The sequence below is a fragment of the Nonomuraea sp. NPDC049709 genome (assembly GCF_040674815.1).
In the GTDB taxonomy this organism is placed as follows: Bacteria; Actinomycetota; Actinomycetes; order Streptosporangiales; family Streptosporangiaceae; genus Nonomuraea.
The window spans coordinates 22,738-40,332 of record NZ_JBFANM010000035.1; the positions used below are offsets into that span (position 1 = coordinate 22,738).

Here is a 17,595-nt window from a genome sequence, read left to right on the forward strand (position 1 = left end):
CATCCGTGCCGGCCCTTTCGTTCCGGTGCGTTACGCCTTCTTCATGCAGACGACGTAGACGGTGCCGTTGACGCTGGTGCCGTTGTTCCCGCCGCCGTAGGTCTTGGCCTCGGGCGCGGGCGTCTCGGTGGAGGTGGTGCTGGCGTAGGAGTTGTGACCGTTGTCGTCCTTGGACACGGAGACCGTCCAGCCACCGTTGGTGGGCTTGCTGGCCATCACGACGGCGTTCTTGAGCGTGCCGAAGGAGAAGCCGCCGCCCGTCATCATCCCGCCGGGCCCGCAGTAGGCGGTCTCCGAGCCGAGCGAGTTGATGGACTCGGTCTTGGTGTAGGTGATGTAGGAGCCGCCGTTGCCGGGCTCGCCCTTCTCACCCTTGTCGCCCTTCGGGCCCTGAGGACCCTGGGGACCCGCCGGGCCGGTCGCACCGGTCTTGCCGGGCTCACCCTGCTCGCCCGGCTTGCCCTGCGGACCGGCCGGGCCCGTGTCGCCCTTGGGGCCCTGCGCGCCCTGGAGACCCTGCTTGCCCTGCGGGCCGACCGGCCCCATGTCGCCCTTGGGGCCCTGCGGGCCGGCGGGGCCGCGGTCGCCCTGCTGGCCGGTCTGGACGGTGGTCGTGGACGAGCCGCCGCCGATCAGGATGCGCTCCTCCGTCTTCCGGCACTTCGTCGTGGGGTTGACGATCCGGGCGTACCGCGACTTCTTGTGCACGCAGGCGTGCACCTCGGCGGCGGCGGACGAGGCGGTGGCGACGCCACCGACGGCGAGAAGCGAGGCGGCCAGCGCTCCGACAGTGGCGAGCGTGATCGTGCGCCCGCCGCGAACCTTGATAGCCACGGCTTTCCTTCCAGAGGAACGAGTGATGCTCATGTTGTGCATGAGATTCACGTTTCAAACGTTCCAAGGGATGGCAGAAACTACATAACGTATCCATCACGAAACGGAGGGTTACTGACCAGATTGACGGATTGTCGGCGACTTCGGTGAGTAAAAGGACGCATCGAGGACATCGATCTCGCGTGGATAATCGGGTCTGTGTCAACGCCCGGTCGCCCTCCCTACCTCCCACCGGCCACTCAGCCGGTGCGTGGTGTGGTCTGGGCCATCCATCTGGTCCTGCCCCTGCTCGGACTCTGGCTGCTGCTGTCGCAGCCGGACGTCAACGTCTTCTGGCAGCACAACGCCGGCCACTTCTGGATGATCATCCTGGTCGCCGGGGTCAACGTCGTGCTCGGCGTCCTCATCAGCGAGGCGTCGCGGCGCCGGCAGGACGCTCGGCTGTTCCTGGTCTCCATGGTCTTCCTGAGCAGCGCCGGGTTCTTCTTCCTGCACGGCCTGGCCACACCGAAGATCATCCTGCCTACCGGTTCCGTGGGGTTCGACCTGGGGCAGCAGGTGGGGCTGACGATCGCGTCGGCGTTCGCCTTCGCCTCGGCGCTGCCGCTGGACGCCAAGGCGGCCAAGGCCGTGCTGGGCTCGCAGCACTTCATCCGCGCCGTGCTCCTCGGGTTCATGATCCTGTGGGGCCTCGCGTCGCTGATCCCCGGCCTGACCCCCCTCAGCGAGCCGCCGATGGTCTCGCCGATCGACTGGCTGGTGTGGGCGTCGGTGCCCGGCCTGCTGCTGTACGCGGCGGCGAGCGTGATGATGTTCCTGCTGCACCGGCGGCGCCCGTCGGCCATGCTGATCAGCCTGATCACCGCGTACGCGCTGCTGGCCGAGTCGATGATCGCCGGGATGTCGCAGCTCAACTGGCATCTGTCCTGGTGGGAATGGCACATCCTGCTCACCCTGGCCTTCGTGTTCGTGGCCTACAGCGCCTACCTGCAGTTCCGGCGGGAGGGGTCGAGCGCGGGCCTGTTCGACTCGGTGACGCTGTCGGCGACCGTGGCCCGCATCCGGCGTGACTACGACGAGGCGCTGGAGGAGCTGGTCGAGCACGTACGCCGGGGCGAGCCGCTGGCCGCGACCCGGCTGTCGGGCAAGTTCCGGCTCAACGAGAGCCAGGCCGCCGTGCTCGACCGGGCCGGCGAGGCGCTGGCCAACGAGCGGGAGCTGTCGGAGCGCCTGTCCGCCCTGGTGGCGGTGAGCGCGCAGACCAGGATCGGCCTGCCCGAGGACCAGCTGCTGACAACGTCGCTGGAGCGGGTGCGGCAGGCGTACGGCGATGTCAAGATCGCCCTGGTCGCCGACGGCCGGACGCAGATCGGCTCGCGCGACTACCAGTTCGCCGACGGTAACCCGATCAAGCGCGACCAGCTCCTGGCCTTCCCCCTGACCGTCAAGGGCAACCTGGCGGGCGTGCTGGAGGTGCCCATCGGGCGGACGAACCAGGACGAGGCGCTGGCCGCGACGCTGGCCGGGCAGCTGTCCATCTCGCTGGAGAACGCCCGCCTCTACCAGGAGCTGCACACGCTCTTCCACCAGTACATGTCGCCCGACGTGGCGCACGCGCTGCTCGCCGATCCGGGGCAGGCGGCGCTGGGCGGCGAGCTGAAGGAGCTGACCGCGCTCTTCGCCGACCTCAAGGGCTTCACCACGTTCTCGGAGAAGGTCACGCCCGGCGAGATCGTCGAGATGCTCAACCGCTACCACACGGCCGCCGTCCCCTGCATCCTGAACAACGGCGGCACGATCGTGCAGTTCGTCGGTGACGCGCTGCTGGCCCTGTTCAACGCCCCGGCGACGCAGACCGGGCACGCGCGGGCGGCCTGCCGGGCGGCGCTGGAGATGCAGCGGGCGGCCGCCGAGGTGGCCGAGGAGATGGCCTGGAAGCGGACGGACGACGTCGAGTGGCCGACGTTCCGGGTGGGCGTCAACACCGGCCCCGCGCTGGTCGGCAACATCGGCAGCCCGGAGCTGCGCGGGTTCAACGCGATGGGCGACTGCGTGAACGTGGCCGCCCGGCTGCAGGCCGTCGCCGAGCCCGGCACGGTCGTGATCGGCGAGACGACCTACCGGCAACTGGGCGATGGCGTGTCCGTGAATCCGTTGGGGCAGCTCAACCTCAAGGGCAAAGAAGAGCTCGTGGCGGCCTACGTTCTGACCGAATTGAGATAGAAGGGTGGTGCAGGTACCGACATAATCGGGCGCATGGATTCAGAGCCCGGTGAGTTCCTGACCCTTCTCACGGACCAGGAGGTCGAGACCCTGCGCGCGGCCGGTCGGCAGCGGCGCTGGGATCGGGGCACGACCATCATGACCGAGGGCGACACCTCCGACTGGGTGCTGGTGCTGCTGGAAGGCCGGGTCAAGTGCTCGTCGCACACGAGCAGCGGCACCGAGGTGGTGCTGGCCGTGCGCGGCCCCGGCGCGCTCCTGGGCGAGCTGTCGGCCATCGACGGGTCGCCGCGCTCGACCACGGTGACCGCGCTGGAGCCGATCTCCGGCATCGTGGTGCGCGACTTCCCCGCCTTCCTGGAGGCCCACGGGCGCATCGCCGTCCTGCTCATGCAGCTCATCAGCGGGAAGCTGCGCGACGCGGACCGCAAGCGCATCGAGTACGGCGCGTTCGACACCACCGGCAGGGTGGCGACGCGGCTGCTGGAGCTGGCCGAACGCTACGGCGAGAAGACCAACAGCGGGGTACGCGTGGCGCTCCCCCTGTCCCAGGACGAGCTGGCGGGCTGGACGGGCGCCTCCCGCGAGGCCGTCAGCAAGGCGCTGCGCACGCTGCGCGACCGGGGCCTGATCGAGACCGGCAGGCGGCGCGTGGTGATCCACGACCTGGAGGGGTTGCGCAAGCGCGCCAGGTGACGTAGGTGACCCTGGTGACAAAACGGACGTACGTCGTACGTCATAGTGGAGGGCATGGTCGCGGTCACCCCCCAGGACGACACCCGCATGCGCTACGCCTGGCAGGTGTGCGCGGTCACCAGCCTGGGTCTGGTCCTCATCGGCATCGCCGGCAGCACGCTCAACGTGGCCTTGCCCACGGTGGTGCGGCACTTCCACGCCGACGCGCTTGAGTCGGGCTGGATCCTGCTGTCGTTCCTGCTGGTCAACACCGCGAGCCTGGTGTTCTTCGGCCGGGTGGCCGACCTGCTCGGCAGGCGGGAGGTCTACCTGACGGGCTTCGCCCTGTTCACGCTGGCCTCGCTGCTGGCCGGGCTGTCGCCTGACGTGTGGTTCCTGATCGCGATGCGGGTCCTGCAGGCGATCGGCGCCGCCATGATCCTCGCGAACGGCACCGTGATCATCACCGACGCCTTCCCGCCCGACCGGCTCAGCCAGGGCATGGGCGTCTACATCGGCACGTTGTCGGTGGCCCAGCTGGCCGGGCCCACGCTGGGCGGGCTGATCGCGGAGACGGCCGGCTGGCAGTGGATCTTCTGGGTGAACGTGCCGGCCGGGCTGGTGGCGCTCGGCGTCGGAGCGGCGATCTTACGCAAGATGCCCAGGCAGCCGAAGGTGCCGGTGGACGCGCTGGGCAACGTGCTGGTGTTCGCGGCGCTGTCGGCGCTGCTGCTGGCGCTGTCGGAGGCGGGCTCCGGCGGGTTGTCCAGCCCGGTGGTGCTGACGGGGGCGGGCGTGTTCGCCGTGCTGCTGCCGGTGATCTTCCTGACCGCGCGGCGCTCCCCGAACCCGGTGCTGGACTTGCGGCTGTTCGGTGGGCGGCTGCTGACCTACGCGAACCTGGCCTCGTTCTGCAACGCGCTGGCCCGGTCGGCGCTGATCCTGGTCGTGGCGCTCTACTTCCAGGCGGCCAGGGGGGTGGACGCGTTCGAGGCGGGACTGAGCGTGCTGCCCGTGCCGGTCGGGATCGGGCTGGCCTCGCCCATCGTGGGCATGCTGGGACGGAGGGTGTCGCCGTACGCGCTGTCCATCGGGGGCGCGCTGCTGAGCGCGGCCGGGCTGGGCACGCTGATGCTGACGGCCGATCCGGCGACGCCGTACTGGGTGATCGGGATCGGGCTGTTCGTGGCGGGCTGCGGCAGCGGGACGTTCCTCACGGGGAACACCACGCAGGTCATGCGGGCGCTGCCGAGCGGGAGCCTGGGGGTGGTCAACGGGTTCCGCGTCATGGTGATGAACGTCGGCATCGTGATCAGCGTCGGCCTGTCGCTGAGCGTCCTCACCGGCTCGGTGGGACCCGCGTTGCGGGAGCAGGTCTACGCGGGGACGCTGTCCACGTTGTCGCCCGTGGCGGTGGGGCAGCTCATGGACGGCTTCCAGCGGGCGTACGCGGTGTTGTTCGCGGTCGCCCTGGCCGGAGCCGTCCTGGCGGCGCTGGCGCGCCCTCAGAGGGCGGTGGCGAGCCGGGACTCCACGTCCCGGTAGCGGGAGACGGGGACGAGGTGGACGCCGGCGAAGGCGCCGGTGTCGCGCAGGGCGAGGACCTGCTCGCAGGCCGCCTCCACCCCGGCCATCCGGTCCGCGGCCACCTTCTCGATCAGCTCCTCCGGCAGGGCGATGTCGGGGATGGCGGCGGCCAGGGTGCGGGCGTGGCGCTCGCTGGCCAGGACCATGACGCCGGCGTAGACGGGGACGTCGACCGGGTGGGCCTCGCGCCACGCGAGCTGGGCCTCCACCGAGAAGCTGACCTGGGAGAACAGGAAGTCGGCGGTACGCTTCCAGGCCGGCAGCGGGCGCAGCGCGGCGGCCGCCCCCAGCCGGACGCCCGGCGTGAACTCCCGCGCCTCCTCGATCATCGACCGCACCGTCAGGTCACTCGTCCGGTTGCCGCTGGTGGGCTTGTCACCGTAGACGAAGAGAAACTGGTCGACCCCGTAGGCGGCCGCCGTCAGCAGGTCGCGCCGGAAGCCGAGCAGGTTTCGGTCGCGCGAGTTGAGACAGGCGATGCCGCGCCCGCCCATCGCCTCGACCTCGTGGGCCACGGCCACGCTGGACACGGTCGCGCGGCCGATGTGGTTGTCGGGGATGAGGAACGCGCTGGCGATCTTGCTCATGGTGCCGATCTGGTGCCTGACGTGCTTCAGATCGGGCTTGGTCGGGGGTTCGATCTCGCAGATCAGCTCGAAGGACATGATCACGAGCCTATCGCCTGGCCGCGAGCGCCTCTATGCCGCCCAGCACGAGGTCGACGCCGAACGTGTCGTACAGCTCCGGGGCCGTGCCGCTCACCATCGGCCCGGCCATCTCCACCAGGTAGGGGTATTTCTCCACCGGCAGCGACTGCAGCCCGGCCCGCTTGGCCCTGACGATCTGGTCGATCTCCTCGCCGGAGCGGCCGGCCTGGTGGTGGACCGGGGCGTCGGCGATGGCGATGGCGCTCTGCAGCAGATATTTGGTGAGCAGGCAGCTCTCCTCCACGTCGAACCCCGCCTCGCGGGACAGCCGGAGCGCCTGGTCCCAGACGGCCAGGAAGTTCGGCACAGCGACCGGGTCGATCTGCTCGATCACGTTCTTGGCGCAGGGATGCGTGCGCAACGTCCTGATCAGGCCCTCGGTCAGGTCGCGGAGCTGGTCCTGCCACGGGCGCTCGTCGGCGGGCTTGGGCGCGAAGCCGCCGATCAGGTGGTCGGCCATGCCGACCAGGAGCTGCTCCTTGTTCTTGTAGTGCCAGTAGAGGGCCATCGGGGTCACGCCGAGGTCCGTGGCCAGGCGGCGGATGGTCACGGCATCGATCCCTTCGGCGTCGCCGATCTCCAGGGCCCGCTCCGCGATCGCCTTGGCGGTCAGTTTTCCCATCACGGTTGACAACTATACGTCGTACAAGTTCCACTATACGGCGTACAAGTACGTTGTATAGGGGGAAATATCATGCGATGGTGGGCGCTGACTGCGGTGACCCTGGGCACCTTCATGACCTATCTGGACAACAACGTCGGCAACGTCGCCTTGCCGACGATCCAGCGGGACCTGGGGCTGACGATCTCGGGGCTGGAGTGGATCGTCAGCTCGTACATCCTGGTCTTCGCCGGCCTCATGCTGGCCGGCGGTCGGCTGGCGGACGTGTTCGGGGCCCGGAGGGTGTTCCTCGGCGGGCTGGCGATCTTCACGCTGTCCTCGCTGGTGGCCGGGCTGGCCACCTCCGGCGGGATGCTGATCGCCGCGCGGGCCGTGCAGGGGATCGGGGCGGCCCTGCTCACGCCCACCTCGCTGTCGCTGATCAGCCAGATCTTCCCCGATCCCGCCGAGCGCGGCCGGGCCGTGGGCATCTGGAGCGCCTCGGGGGCGCTCTCCATGGCCCTCGGCCCCGCCGCGGGCGGCTTCATCAGCGAGAACCTGCACTGGGGCTGGATCTACCTGATCAACGTGCCGATCGGGCTGCTGACGTCGGGCCTCGCGCTCTGGGCCGTCAGGCCCGCGTTCCAGCGCGTGCGCCACAGCCTCGACCTGCCCGGCCTGGCCACCTCGGCGCTGGCCCTGTTCGCCCTGACGTACGCGCTCATCGAGGGTGAGACCGCCGGCTGGACCTCACCGGTGATCCTGGCCGCGTTCGGGGTGTTCACGGCGGCGGCCGTGGCGTTCGTGCTGGCCGAGTCGCGGGCGGCCGAGCCGATGATCGTGATGTCCCTGTTCAGGTCGCGGGTGTTCACCGGCGGGCTGCTCACCAGCGGGATCTGGTCGTTCGGCGTGTTCGGGATCTACTTCTTCAGCGCCCTGTGGCTGCAGAACGTGCTGGGTTTCTCCCCCACCGAGGCCGGCGTCTCGTTCGTGCCGATGGCGCTGGTCATGGCGGTGATGGCGCTGCTGTCCCAGCGGATCAGCGCGCGACTCGGCATCGGCCGCACGGTGGCCCTCGGCATGGCACTCATGGGGGCGGCGATCTACCTGATCTCCCGTGTCGGCGCCGACGGCGACTACGCGGACGTGGCGCCCTGGTTCCTCCTGTACGGCCTGGGCGGCGGCCTCCTGGTCCCCCTGACGGCCGCCATCCTCGGCGGCATGCCCAAGGACAGGTCGGGCGTGGCCTCGGGCATGCTCAACGTCTCGCGGGAGGTGTTCGGCCTGCTCGGCATCACGGTGCTGGGAGCCCTGCTGAGCTCCAGGCAGGGCGCCGGGGACCTGCCGCCGCTGCCGGCCTTCCTCGACGCCTACCAGTTCACGTTGGTCGTCGCCGCGGTCATCGTCCTGGCGGGGATCCCGGTCGCGCTCTACTCGCTGCGCGACCGGGAGACGCCCCCCGAGCCTCAGGCGGCCGCCCCCGTCACCGTGGGGTCCTCGAACTGAGTCCGGTACAGCTCCTCGTAGCGGCCGCCGGCGGCGAGCAGCTCGGCGTGGGTGCCACGCTCGACCACCCGGCCGTCCTCGATCACGAGGATCACGTCGGCGGCCCGGATCGTGGAGAGCCGGTGCGCGATCACCACGGCGGTCCTGCCTTCGAGCGCCTCGCCCAGCGCCGCCTGCACGGCCGCCTCGGAGGTGGAGTCGAGGGCCGCGGTGGCCTCGTCCAGGATCACCACCCGCGGCCTGGCCAGCAGCAGGCGGGCGATCGTCAGCCGCTGGCGCTCCCCGCCCGACAGCCGGTAGCCGCGCTCGCCCACGACCGTGTCGAGGCCGTCGGGCAACGACTCGATGAGCGTGGCCAGCCGGGCCCGGGTGAGCGCGTCCCAGACCTCCTCCTCGCTCGCCTCCGGCCTGGCCAGCAGCAGGTTGGCGCGGATCGTCTCGTGGAAGAGGTGGCCGTCCTGGGTGACCATGCCGAGCGTGGCCCGGATGGAGTCGGCGCTCAGGTCGCGTACGTCCACCCCGCCGAGCCGTACGGCGCCGGAGTCGACGTCGTACAGCCGGGGAAGGAGCTGGGCGATCGTGGACTTGCCCGCCCCCGACGAACCGACCAGCGCCACCATCTGCCCCGGCTCCGCCCGGAACGAGACGCCGTGCAGCACCTCGACCCCGCCGCGCGAGTCCAGCGTGGCGACCTCCTCCAGCGAGGCCAGCGAGACCTTGTCGGCCGAGGGGTAGGCGAAGCGCACGTCGTCGAACTCCACCGAGACCGGGCCCTCGGGCACCTCACGGGCGTCGGGCTTGTCCTGGATGAGCGGCTTGAGGTCGAGCACCTCGAAGACGCGCTCGAAGCTGACGACCGCGCTCATCACGTCCACGCGGGCGCTGGCCAGGGCGGTCAGGGGCGCGTACAGGCGGGTGAGCAGCATGGCCATCGACACCAGCGCGCCGGGGGCGAGCTGGCCGCGCAGGGCGTAGAAGCCGCCCAGGCCGTACACCAGGGCCAGGGCCAGCGCGGACACCAGCGTCAGCGCGGTCACGAAGGCCGACTGGGTCATGGCCGAGCGCACGCCGATGTCGCGCACCCGCCGCGCCCGGCCGGCGAACTCCGCCGACTCGTGCGCCGGCCGGCCGAACAGCTTCACCAGCGTCGCGCCCGGCGCCGAGAAGCGCTCGGTCATCTGCGTGCCCATGGCCGCGTTGTGGTCGGCCGCCTCGCGCCGCAGCCGGGCGATCCGGACGCCCATGCGCCGGGCCGGCAGCACGAACACCGGCAGGAGCAGCAGCGCCAGCAGCGTGATCTGCCAGGAGATGCCGATCATCGCGACGAGCGTCAGCATGAGCGTCACGACGTTGCCCGCCACGCCCGACAGCGTGTCGGTGAAGGCCCGCTGCGCCCCGATCACGTCGTTGTTGAGACGGCTGACCAGCGCTCCCGTGCGGGTTCTGGTGAAGAAGGCGATCGGCATCCGCTGCACGTGGTCGAAGACGGCCGTACGCAGGTCGAGGATCAGGCTCTCCCCCAGCCCCGCCGACAGCCACCGGTTCAGCAGCCCGAGCCCCGCCTCCGCGATCGCCAGGCCGGCGATCAGCAGCGCCACCACGACGACCACCTGGACGGGCTCGCCGGTGAAGATCGCGTCCACCACCCGGCCGGCGAGCAGCGGCGCCCCCACCGCCAGGGTCGCCATCACCACGCTGAGCACCAGGAACAGCGTCAGCCTGCGGCGGTGCGGGCGCGCGAACCCGCCGATGCGCCGCAGCGTCGCCCTGGATACAGAGCGACGCTGCGGCTGGTTGTTCATCGAGTAAAGCTGGTGCCAGGCGGTCACTTCCATGCTCATGGCACGGACGCTATGCCCTCAAGTTAAGTTGAGGTCAAGCGCCGATCTTCTTGCCGGCGCCGTGCCAGACCACGGCCACCGACGGGCGCGGCTGGCTGCCCTCGCCGTCGGGCCAGCGGCTGCTCGGGTTGTCCGGGGTGGCGTCGTCGGTCTCGCCCGGGTGCTGCACCGCCACGAAGACGCTGCGCTGGTCCGCGGTGACGAGCGGGCCGCAGGTCTCGGCGCCGACCGGCACGGTGAGGAACTGGCGCAGGTGGCCGCGCTCCTTACCCGTGACCGGCATCACGAACAGGCCGTCGTTGGTGAGGAACGCGTTGCCGTCCGTGGAGATCCACAGGTTCCCGTCCTTGTCGAACGTGACGTTGTCCGGGCAGGAGATCCGCGAGACCTTGGTCTTGTCGTAGCCGGCGAAGTACGTGGCCGGGTCGCTCGGGTCGCCGCAGACCAGCGGGAGCGACCAGGCGAACGTCTTCTCGCCCGCGTCGTTGCGCCGCTCCACGATCTCCAGGACGTGGCCGTGCTTGTTCGACGGGCGCGGGTTGGCCTCGTCCACCTGGGCCGGGGTGCGGTTGCTGTTGTTGGTCAGGGCCACGTAGACGCCGCCGGTAACCGGGTTGCGCTCGACGTCCTCGGGGCGGTCCATCTTCGTCGCGCCCACCTTGTCGGCGGCCGTACGGGTGTAAACGAGCACCTCGGCGGCGGTCATGCCGTCCACGAACGACTTGTTGCCCGAGACCAGCGGGAGCCACTTGCCGGAGCCGTCGAACTCACCGTCGGAGGGCAGCTTGCCGGAGCCGTCGATCTCGGCGGCCGGGCTGTCGCCGGTGAACTTGGCCACGTACAGGGTGCCCTCGTCCAGCAGCGTCCGGTTGTGCCGGTCGAATCCGGGGATGTAGCGGTCCTTCGAGACGAACTTGTAGATGTACTCGAAGCGCGAGTCGTCACCCATGTACACGACCAGGCGGCCGTCGCGGGCCAGCGTCGTGGTGGCGGCCTCGTGGGCGAAGCGGCCGAGCGCGGTGCGCTTGACCGGCGTCGAGTCGGGGTCGAACGGGTCGATCTCCACGATCCACCCGAACCTGTTGACCTCGTTCGGATGCTTGGCCAGGTCGAACCGCTCCTCGATCCGGTCGAACCGGCGGTTGTCCGACGGGGTGCCGATCGTGATCGCGTAGCGGGTGATGTACGGCTTCTGCGCCTCGGGCACCTTGTCGCCGTTGATGAAGTACTGGTTGAAGTTCTCCTCGGCGGTCAGCACCGTACCCCACGGGGTGGTGCCGCCCGCGCAGTTGTTCAGCATGCCGAGGGGCGTGCGGCCCTTGGGGTCGGCGGCCGTCTTGAGCAGGTCGCTGCCCGCGGCGGGCCCGCTGAAGGTCATCCTGGTCTGGGCGGTGATGCGCCGGTTGTAGCGGCGGCGGCCCTTGGTGACGAGCTTCCACTCACCGCTGCCGCCGGAGCGCTCGATCTCCACGACCGAGCCGCCGTGCGCCGCCAGGCCGATCTTGAGCTGCTCCTCGGTGGCCGTCGCGCCACTGGTGTAGCCGCGGAACATCAGGCTCTCGTCGCTGTACTCGTGGTTGACCCACAGCAGCGCCCGGTCGCGGCCCATCGGGAACAACGTCACGTAGTCACAGTTGTAGCCGAACTGCTTGCTCTGCGCGTCCGCCGTCTGGTTCTCGAAGTCGAACTCCGGCGCGCCGGGCAGCACCGGGTCACCCCAGCGCACGACCACGGACGACTTGTAGCCCTCCGGGACGCGCAACGCGTCTTCCGTGTTCGGCGGCACGGGAGTGAAACGGAGGTCTCCGCTGCCGCCACCGTGCCATCCACCCTTCGCGGCGGCGGTCTCGGGCTCGTCGGCCAGGGCCGGCGCGGCCCCCGCCACGCCCACACCCGCCACAAGAGCGCCGAGCGCGCCGGCGCGCAGCACGCCACGCCGCGACAACGCCTCCTTCACCACATCGCCGAAGTAGGCGTTGCCGGTGGTGTTGGCCACGTCATGCGCGCACGCGTTGCCGCAGCGGAACTGACAGGTCAGCGCGGAACGGCCACCTTTGTGCGGGGTGGAAAGCAGCGGTAGCAGCCGTCCTCCCGCGTTGGGGTTCGCCACAGGTCCTCCATAAATGTGCGCGGTTGTACGGCGGGGAGGCTACGGTCGTCGTCGAAACCCGAGGTGAACGACGACCTCCGTCTCGATGAACGCTGCCCGGGAGACAATGGTGGGGTGCCACCACGCAAGATGGACCCGGAAAAGCTGAGATCAGCGCTCGACGCCCAACTCGTCGCCCTCGACGAGCCTCCCTACGACGGCCCCGCGTCCGCCCTGCCCGGCGCGCTCGTGGCCGCCGTGCTGGCCGCCTACGACCGGGGGCTGCAGCCGGAGCGCGACGCGGCCAGGCAGGCCGTGCGCCATCTGCTGGAGCGGCTGGCGAGCGCCGCGCCCGGAAGGACGGTCGAGGTGCGCGTGCCCCCGTACGCCGCCGTACAGGCGATCGCCGGGCCCCGTCACACCCGCGGCACCCCGCCCAACGTCGTCGAGATGGACGGGCGCACCTGGATCGAGCTCGCGCTCGGCCGCCTGACGTGGGACGAGGCCCACGCCAAGGGCGCGATCTCCGCCAGCGGCTCCCGGGCCGACCTGTCAGCTCACCTGCCGCTCTAGCGGGTGCCGCTCATCCAGGGAAACCTCTCCTCGAAGCACCGGTCGGCGAGCTGGCCGGGCAGGTAGGCGCATTCCTGGACCACGTTCCAGAACCACACGGCCACGATCGCGAAGAGGATCAGCGACAGGACGCTGATCACGATGCCGGCGATGGCGCGGCCCTTGCCGACGTGCTTGGCCAGGGCCACGCAGCCGAAGACGATCGACAGGATGGCGGTGATCAGGCCGGTGAAGCAGACGAACACGAGGAAGGGGCTGGCCACGCCGAGGACGAGCGAGGCGGTGGCCAGGCCGCTGCCGAGCTGCTGCGGCTGGTACTGCGGGGTGGGGATCCCGTAGGGGGCTCCCGGGGGCGGTGGCGGCGGGTAGCCGGGCGGGCCGCCGTACGGGCTGGAGGGCGTGGTGCCCGGCACGGTCGGCTCCTGGTCCTGTCGCGGTGCGTAGGCGCCCGGCGCGCCCTGGTACGGCGGCGTGGAGCGCGGCTGCTCCCCCTGGTCCCCCTGCTCGTAGCGGGAGGGCGTCTGCCGGGGCGGCTGCTCCTCGCCCTCCCGCGGAGCGCCTCCCCAGCCGGGGTAGGGCGGGGTGGCGCCGGGGATCGGGTACGCCTGGGTCGTCTCGGCGTCGCTCGGCCTCGGGGTCTCCGGCGAGGTCGGCAGGTCGGGATGGGTGGGCTCACCGGTCGGCCTGGGCTCGTGCGTCGGCGGCACGTCGGGCCGCGGCACCACGGGCGGCACGGGCGCGATCGGCTCCTCCTCGCCCGGCTCCCTGCCACCCGGCCGCTCACCGGGCCGCTCACCCGGCCGCTCACCCTGCCGTTCGCCGGGCTCCTCACCGGGCCGTTCGCCGGGCCGCTCACCCGGCTCCCCGTCGCCGGGCCGCTCGGACGGCTCGGGCGGACGCTCGTCCTCCCCCAGCGTCCCTTCGCTCCACCACTCGGGCTGGTGCTGCGGGGGTGCGGGACGGGGTTCGCCCTCCTCGGGGCGGCCTTCGCGCGGGTCCTGCCCCGGACGGGGCTCGTTCGGGTCCCCAGGTGTGGTCACGTCTGCGTCTCCCGACGGGTCAGCATGCCGGATACTTCACCCTTTCGCGGAAGCCATCCGCTAAACCGCGCGACACGGTAAGAGGGTGCTCATCCTTGGGTCACCATGCGCCAAAGCGGCAGGCGGAGGGCAAGATGAGTGCATGCTGGACGAGACCCTGACGTACGCGCTGATCAAGGTCATGAAGACGCACCGCAACCAGCTCGCCGCGGCGTTGGTCCCGCTCGGCCTGCACGTGGGCCAGGAGTTGCTGCTCAACCAGCTGTGGCGGGAGGACGGCCTGACGCAGGGCGAGCTGATCGCCAGGCTCGGCGTCGAGCCCCCGACCGTCACGAAGACCCTCCAGCGACTGGAGCGCGCGGGCCTCGTCTATCGCGCCCCCGACCGCGAGCGGCCCCGGGTGGGCCGGGTGCACCTCACCGACGCGGGCAAGGCGCTGCGCCGGCCGGTGGAGGAGATCTGGAACCGGCTCGACCAGGACCTCCTGCGAGGCTTCACCGCCGAGGAGCGCGATCTGCTCACCCGTCTCATCCGTGCCATGCCTCACAGTCGCCTTCACTCGTAGCGAAACGCCCTTGCCGTCCGGGATCGACTCCTATTAGCTGGCTAATTAGTCGGCTAATAGGAGATTCGAGATGCACGTACTGATAACCGGTGGATCGTCCGGCATCGGCGCCGCCACCGCGCTCGCGTACGCCAGGACCGGCGCGCGGGTCACGATCACCTACAACACGGGGGCCGACCGGGCGGCCGAGGTCGTCAAGCGGATCGAGGCGGAGGGCGGCCAGGGCGCGGCCGTACACCTGGACCTGGAGGACCACGCCACCATCGCCCCCGCCGTCGCCGAGACGGGCCCCGTGGACGCGCTCGTCGCCAATGCCGTCCGCTGGGGGAACGTCCTGCCGGGCAGCGTCCCCTTCGAGGGCGTCCCGGCCGCCGAGTGGTCGGCCATGATGCACGCCAACGTGGTCGGCAACGCGCTGCTGGTGCAGGCCGTGCTGCCCGGGATGCGGCGCAGGGGATGGGGCCGGATCGTGTTCGTGTCGTCCGGCATCGGCGAGGAGGGGGTGCCGGGGCCGGGCGCGTACGGGACCGCGAAGATGGCCCTGCACGGCATGGCCCGCGCCCTGGCCTGGGAGGCCGGCAAGGACGGCATCCTGGTCAACGTGGCCGTCGCCGGCCTCACGATCACCGGCGTACGCCCGTTCCCGCAGGAGCTCCTCGACCGGCTCGCCGCCCGCACGCCCAGCCGCCGGCTCTCGACGGCCGACGACATGGCCGCGCTCATCCTCTTCCTCGGCTCCGAGGCCAACCGCAACCTGACGGGAGAGGTGATCCGCGACGGATCGAATGCGGGCAGGTCAGCCCATGCCCTCTGATATCGCCCCCGGGTGTGCGAGCACAGAAGTCGTCAACCTAGACTGAGGCATGTGCTGAAGGGCGACGGCCGACTCGGCCATGACCTGGACCCCAACGACCGCGCACCTAAAGACGCCTGTGGCGTCTTCGGCGTTTGGGCTCCGGGCGAGGAAGTTTCCAAACTCACCTACTACGGGCTGTACGCGTTGCAGCACCGCGGTCAGGAGTCCGCGGGCATCGCGGTCAGCGAGGGCAGCCGCATCCTCGTCTACAAGGACATGGGCCTCGTCGCCCAGGTCTTCGACGAGTCGGTGCTCAGCACCCTGCGCGGCCACCTGGCCGTCGGTCACTGCCGCTACTCCACGACCGGATCCAGCGTGTGGGAGAACGCTCAGCCCACGCTGAGCTCCACCGACGTCGGCGGCCTGGCGCTCGCCCACAACGGCAACCTCATCAACACCCCTGAGCTGGCCCAGCGCCTGGCACCGGGCTCCACCCGCGCCACCACCGACACCGAGGTCCTGACCACGCTGCTCGCGCAGGACCGCAGCCGCTCCATCGAAGACTCGGCCGCCGAGCTGCTCCCGCAGGTCAAGGGCGCCTACTCGCTGGTCTTCATGGACGAGAAGACCCTCTACGCCGCCCGCGACCCGCAGGGCATCCGCCCGATGGTCCTGGGCCGCCTGGAGCGCGGCTGGGTGGTGGCCTCCGAGACGGCGGCGCTCGACATCGTGGGTGCCACGTTCGTCCGCGAGATCGAGCCCGGCGAGCTGCTCACCATCGACGAGCGCGGCGTCAGGTCCCGCCGCTTCGCGCTGGCCGAGCCGAAGGGCTGCCTGTTCGAGTACGTCTACCTCGCCCGCCCCGACACCACCATCGCCGGGCGCGGCGTGCAGGTCACCCGGGTCGAGGTCGGCCGCGAGCTGGCCCGCGAGCACCCGGTGGAGGCCGACCTGGTCATCCCCACGCCGGAGTCCGGCACCCCCGCCGCCGTGGGTTACGCCCAGGAGAGCGGGATCCCCTACGGCCAGGGCCTGGTGAAGAACTCCTACGTGGGCCGCACGTTCATCCAGCCCTCGCAGACCATCCGCCAGCTCGGCATCCGGCTCAAGCTCAACCCGCTGCGCGAGGTCGTGGAGGGCAAGCGGCTGGTGGTCGTGGACGACTCGATCGTGCGCGGCAACACCCAGCGGGCGATCGTCAGGATGTTGCGCGAGGCGGGGGCGCGCGAGGTGCACGTACGCATCTCCTCCCCGCCCGTGGCCTGGCCGTGCTTCTACGGCATCGACTTCGCCACCGGGGCGGAGCTGATCGCGGGCTCGCTGACGGTCGAGGAGATCCGGGCCTCGCTCGGTGCCGACACGCTCGGCTACATCTCCCTGGAGGGCCTGACCAAGGCCACCACCATCCCCGCCGACCGCCTCTGCCGGGCCTGCTTCGACGGCTCGTACCCGATCCCCATCGACCAGGACAACGTGGGCAAGTTCGTGTTGGAGAGCAAAGCGTGAGCACCTATGAGGCTGCCGGGGTCGACATCGAGGCCGGGGAGCGTGCCGTCGCCCTGATGAAGGACAAGGTGGCGCGCTCCCGGCGGCCCGAGGTGGTCGACGACGCCAGCGGCTTCGCGGGCCTGTTCGACGCCTCGGCCCTGCTGCGTTACCGGCGCCCGCTGCTGGCCTCCTCCACGGACGGCGTGGGCACCAAGGTCATGATCGCCCAGCGGTATGGCAAGCACGACACGATCGGCATCGACCTGGTCGGCATGGTCCTCGACGACCTGGTGGTCTGCGGGGCCGAGCCGCTGTTCATGACCGACTACATCGCCTGCGGGAAGCTGGTGCCCGAGCGCATCGCCGAGATCGTCGGCGGCGTGGCCGAGGGCTGCCGCCTGGCCGGGGCCGCGCTGGTGGGCGGAGAGACGGCCGAGCACCCGGGGGCGATGGGGCCGGACGAATACGACCTTGCGGGCGCCGGGACCGGCGTGGTGGAGGCCTCCGCCATGCTCGGCCCGTCGCGGGTGAGCGCCGGTGACGTGGTGCTGGGGATGGCGTCCTCCGGGGTGCACTCCAACGGCTACTCGCTGGTGCGCCACGTGCTGCGCGAGGCCTCGCTCTCCCTCGACACCGTGCTGCCCGAGCTGGGGCGGGCGCTGGGCGAGGAACTGCTGGAGCCCACCCGGATCTACTCGCTCGACTGCCTGGAGCTGGCCAGGGCGGTCGACGTGCACGCTTTCGCGCACATCACCGGCGGCGGCATCGAGAACAACCTCTCGCGCTCGCTGCCCGCGCACCTCGACGCGCTGCTGGACCGGGCCTCCTGGACACCGCACGCGATCTTCGGGGTGCTGGCCGGCTACGGCCGGATCGCCCAGCGGGACATGGACCGCACGTTCAACCTCGGGGTCGGGATGGCCGCCGTGGTGGCCGCCGACTCGGCGGACGAGGCGATCAGGGTGCTGGCCGGCCGGGGCCTGGACGCCTGGGTGCTGGGCGAGATCGTCCCCGGCGGGGGCCAGGCCCGCTACCGCTGACCTCAGGCGTCAGCACGCGCTGCCGCCGCC

The 17,595-nt window shown here is 70.8% G+C and carries 15 protein-coding genes; 9 read left to right on the forward strand and 6 right to left on the reverse strand.

The features are described from left to right. Positions 1–30 precede the first annotated feature (30 nt). Positions 31–834, reverse strand: a complete 804-nt coding sequence (locus AB0J69_RS31480) for a hypothetical protein (RefSeq protein ID WP_364124456.1) — start codon at positions 832–834, stop codon at positions 31–33. 255 nt (positions 835–1,089) lie between these two features. Here AB0J69_RS31480 and AB0J69_RS31485 point away from each other — a divergent pair, with 255 nt between their 5' ends. Genes AB0J69_RS31485 through AB0J69_RS31495 form a run of 3 tightly spaced genes read left to right on the forward strand, consistent with a single transcriptional unit; the run spans position 1,090 to position 5,277 of the window. Continuing rightward, a complete protein-coding gene (locus tag AB0J69_RS31485) occupies positions 1,090–3,057 on the forward strand; it encodes an adenylate/guanylate cyclase domain-containing protein (protein WP_364124459.1) in 1,968 nt (655 codons plus the stop codon). Between the two features lie 33 nt (positions 3,058–3,090). After that, the gene (locus AB0J69_RS31490) at positions 3,091–3,753 is read left to right on the forward strand and encodes a Crp/Fnr family transcriptional regulator (RefSeq protein ID WP_364124462.1); all 663 of its coding nucleotides are present in this window, start codon (positions 3,091–3,093) and stop codon (positions 3,751–3,753) included. Between the two features lie 54 nt (positions 3,754–3,807). Continuing rightward, a complete protein-coding gene (locus tag AB0J69_RS31495) occupies positions 3,808–5,277 on the forward strand; it encodes an MFS transporter (RefSeq protein WP_364124464.1) in 1,470 nt (489 codons plus the stop codon). Here the strand turns inward: AB0J69_RS31495 and AB0J69_RS31500 are convergent. Further along, positions 5,238–5,984: a methylenetetrahydrofolate reductase gene (locus tag AB0J69_RS31500; protein WP_364124467.1), complete on the reverse strand. Its 747-nt coding sequence runs from the start codon at positions 5,982–5,984 to the stop codon at positions 5,238–5,240. The genes AB0J69_RS31495 and AB0J69_RS31500 overlap by 40 nt on opposite strands. Before the next feature lie 10 nt (positions 5,985–5,994). Continuing rightward, the gene (locus tag AB0J69_RS31505; protein ID WP_364124849.1) at positions 5,995–6,648 is read right to left on the reverse strand and encodes a TetR family transcriptional regulator; all 654 of its coding nucleotides are present in this window, start codon (positions 6,646–6,648) and stop codon (positions 5,995–5,997) included. A 72-nt stretch (positions 6,649–6,720) separates the two neighbouring features. Between AB0J69_RS31505 and AB0J69_RS31510 the strand changes: the two genes are divergently transcribed. After that, entirely contained in the window at positions 6,721–8,133 is a 1,413-nt protein-coding gene (locus tag AB0J69_RS31510) for a DHA2 family efflux MFS transporter permease subunit (RefSeq protein WP_364124470.1), read from the forward strand. On the opposite strand, the gene AB0J69_RS31515 is transcribed toward AB0J69_RS31510, so the two are convergent. Together AB0J69_RS31515 and AB0J69_RS31520 are read right to left on the reverse strand one after the other, a co-directional pair. Next, complete coding sequence (locus AB0J69_RS31515; RefSeq protein ID WP_364124473.1) at positions 8,094–9,974, reverse strand: ABC transporter ATP-binding protein; 1,881 nt, start codon at positions 9,972–9,974, stop codon at positions 8,094–8,096. The genes AB0J69_RS31510 and AB0J69_RS31515 overlap by 40 nt on opposite strands. A gap of 34 nt (positions 9,975–10,008) precedes the next feature. Continuing rightward, positions 10,009–12,084 (reverse strand): PhoX family phosphatase, encoded by a 2,076-nt coding sequence (locus tag AB0J69_RS31520; RefSeq protein WP_364124476.1) that lies wholly within the window; start codon positions 12,082–12,084, stop codon positions 10,009–10,011. Positions 12,085–12,213: 129 nt separating this feature from the next. On the opposite strand from AB0J69_RS31520, the gene AB0J69_RS31525 reads away from it, so the two are divergent. After that, positions 12,214–12,636: a sterol carrier family protein gene (locus AB0J69_RS31525; RefSeq protein WP_364124852.1), complete on the forward strand. Its 423-nt coding sequence runs from the start codon at positions 12,214–12,216 to the stop codon at positions 12,634–12,636. On the opposite strand, the gene AB0J69_RS31530 is transcribed toward AB0J69_RS31525, so the two are convergent. Then, complete coding sequence (locus AB0J69_RS31530) at positions 12,633–13,676, reverse strand: hypothetical protein (protein WP_364124479.1); 1,044 nt, start codon at positions 13,674–13,676, stop codon at positions 12,633–12,635. The two genes, AB0J69_RS31525 and AB0J69_RS31530, sit on opposite strands and share 4 nt — an antisense overlap. A gap of 142 nt (positions 13,677–13,818) precedes the next feature. Between AB0J69_RS31530 and AB0J69_RS31535 the strand changes: the two genes are divergently transcribed. The 4 genes from AB0J69_RS31535 to purM all read left to right on the forward strand — a co-directional run bounded on the left by AB0J69_RS31535 (position 13,819) and on the right by purM (position 17,565). Continuing rightward, positions 13,819–14,241 (forward strand): MarR family transcriptional regulator, encoded by a 423-nt coding sequence (locus tag AB0J69_RS31535; protein ID WP_364124482.1) that lies wholly within the window; start codon positions 13,819–13,821, stop codon positions 14,239–14,241. A gap of 70 nt (positions 14,242–14,311) precedes the next feature. After that, positions 14,312–15,055: an SDR family NAD(P)-dependent oxidoreductase gene (locus AB0J69_RS31540; protein ID WP_364124485.1), complete on the forward strand. Its 744-nt coding sequence runs from the start codon at positions 14,312–14,314 to the stop codon at positions 15,053–15,055. 51 nt (positions 15,056–15,106) lie between these two features. Beyond that, a complete protein-coding gene (gene purF / locus AB0J69_RS31545) occupies positions 15,107–16,543 on the forward strand; it encodes an amidophosphoribosyltransferase (RefSeq protein ID WP_364124488.1) in 1,437 nt (478 codons plus the stop codon). Then, positions 16,540–17,565 carry a phosphoribosylformylglycinamidine cyclo-ligase gene (purM, locus tag AB0J69_RS31550; RefSeq protein WP_364124491.1) on the forward strand — a complete coding sequence of 342 codons (1,026 nt, stop codon included), beginning with the start codon at positions 16,540–16,542 and terminating at the stop codon, positions 17,563–17,565. The genes purF and purM overlap by 4 nt, the downstream gene beginning before the upstream one ends. Positions 17,566–17,595 lie beyond the last annotated feature (30 nt).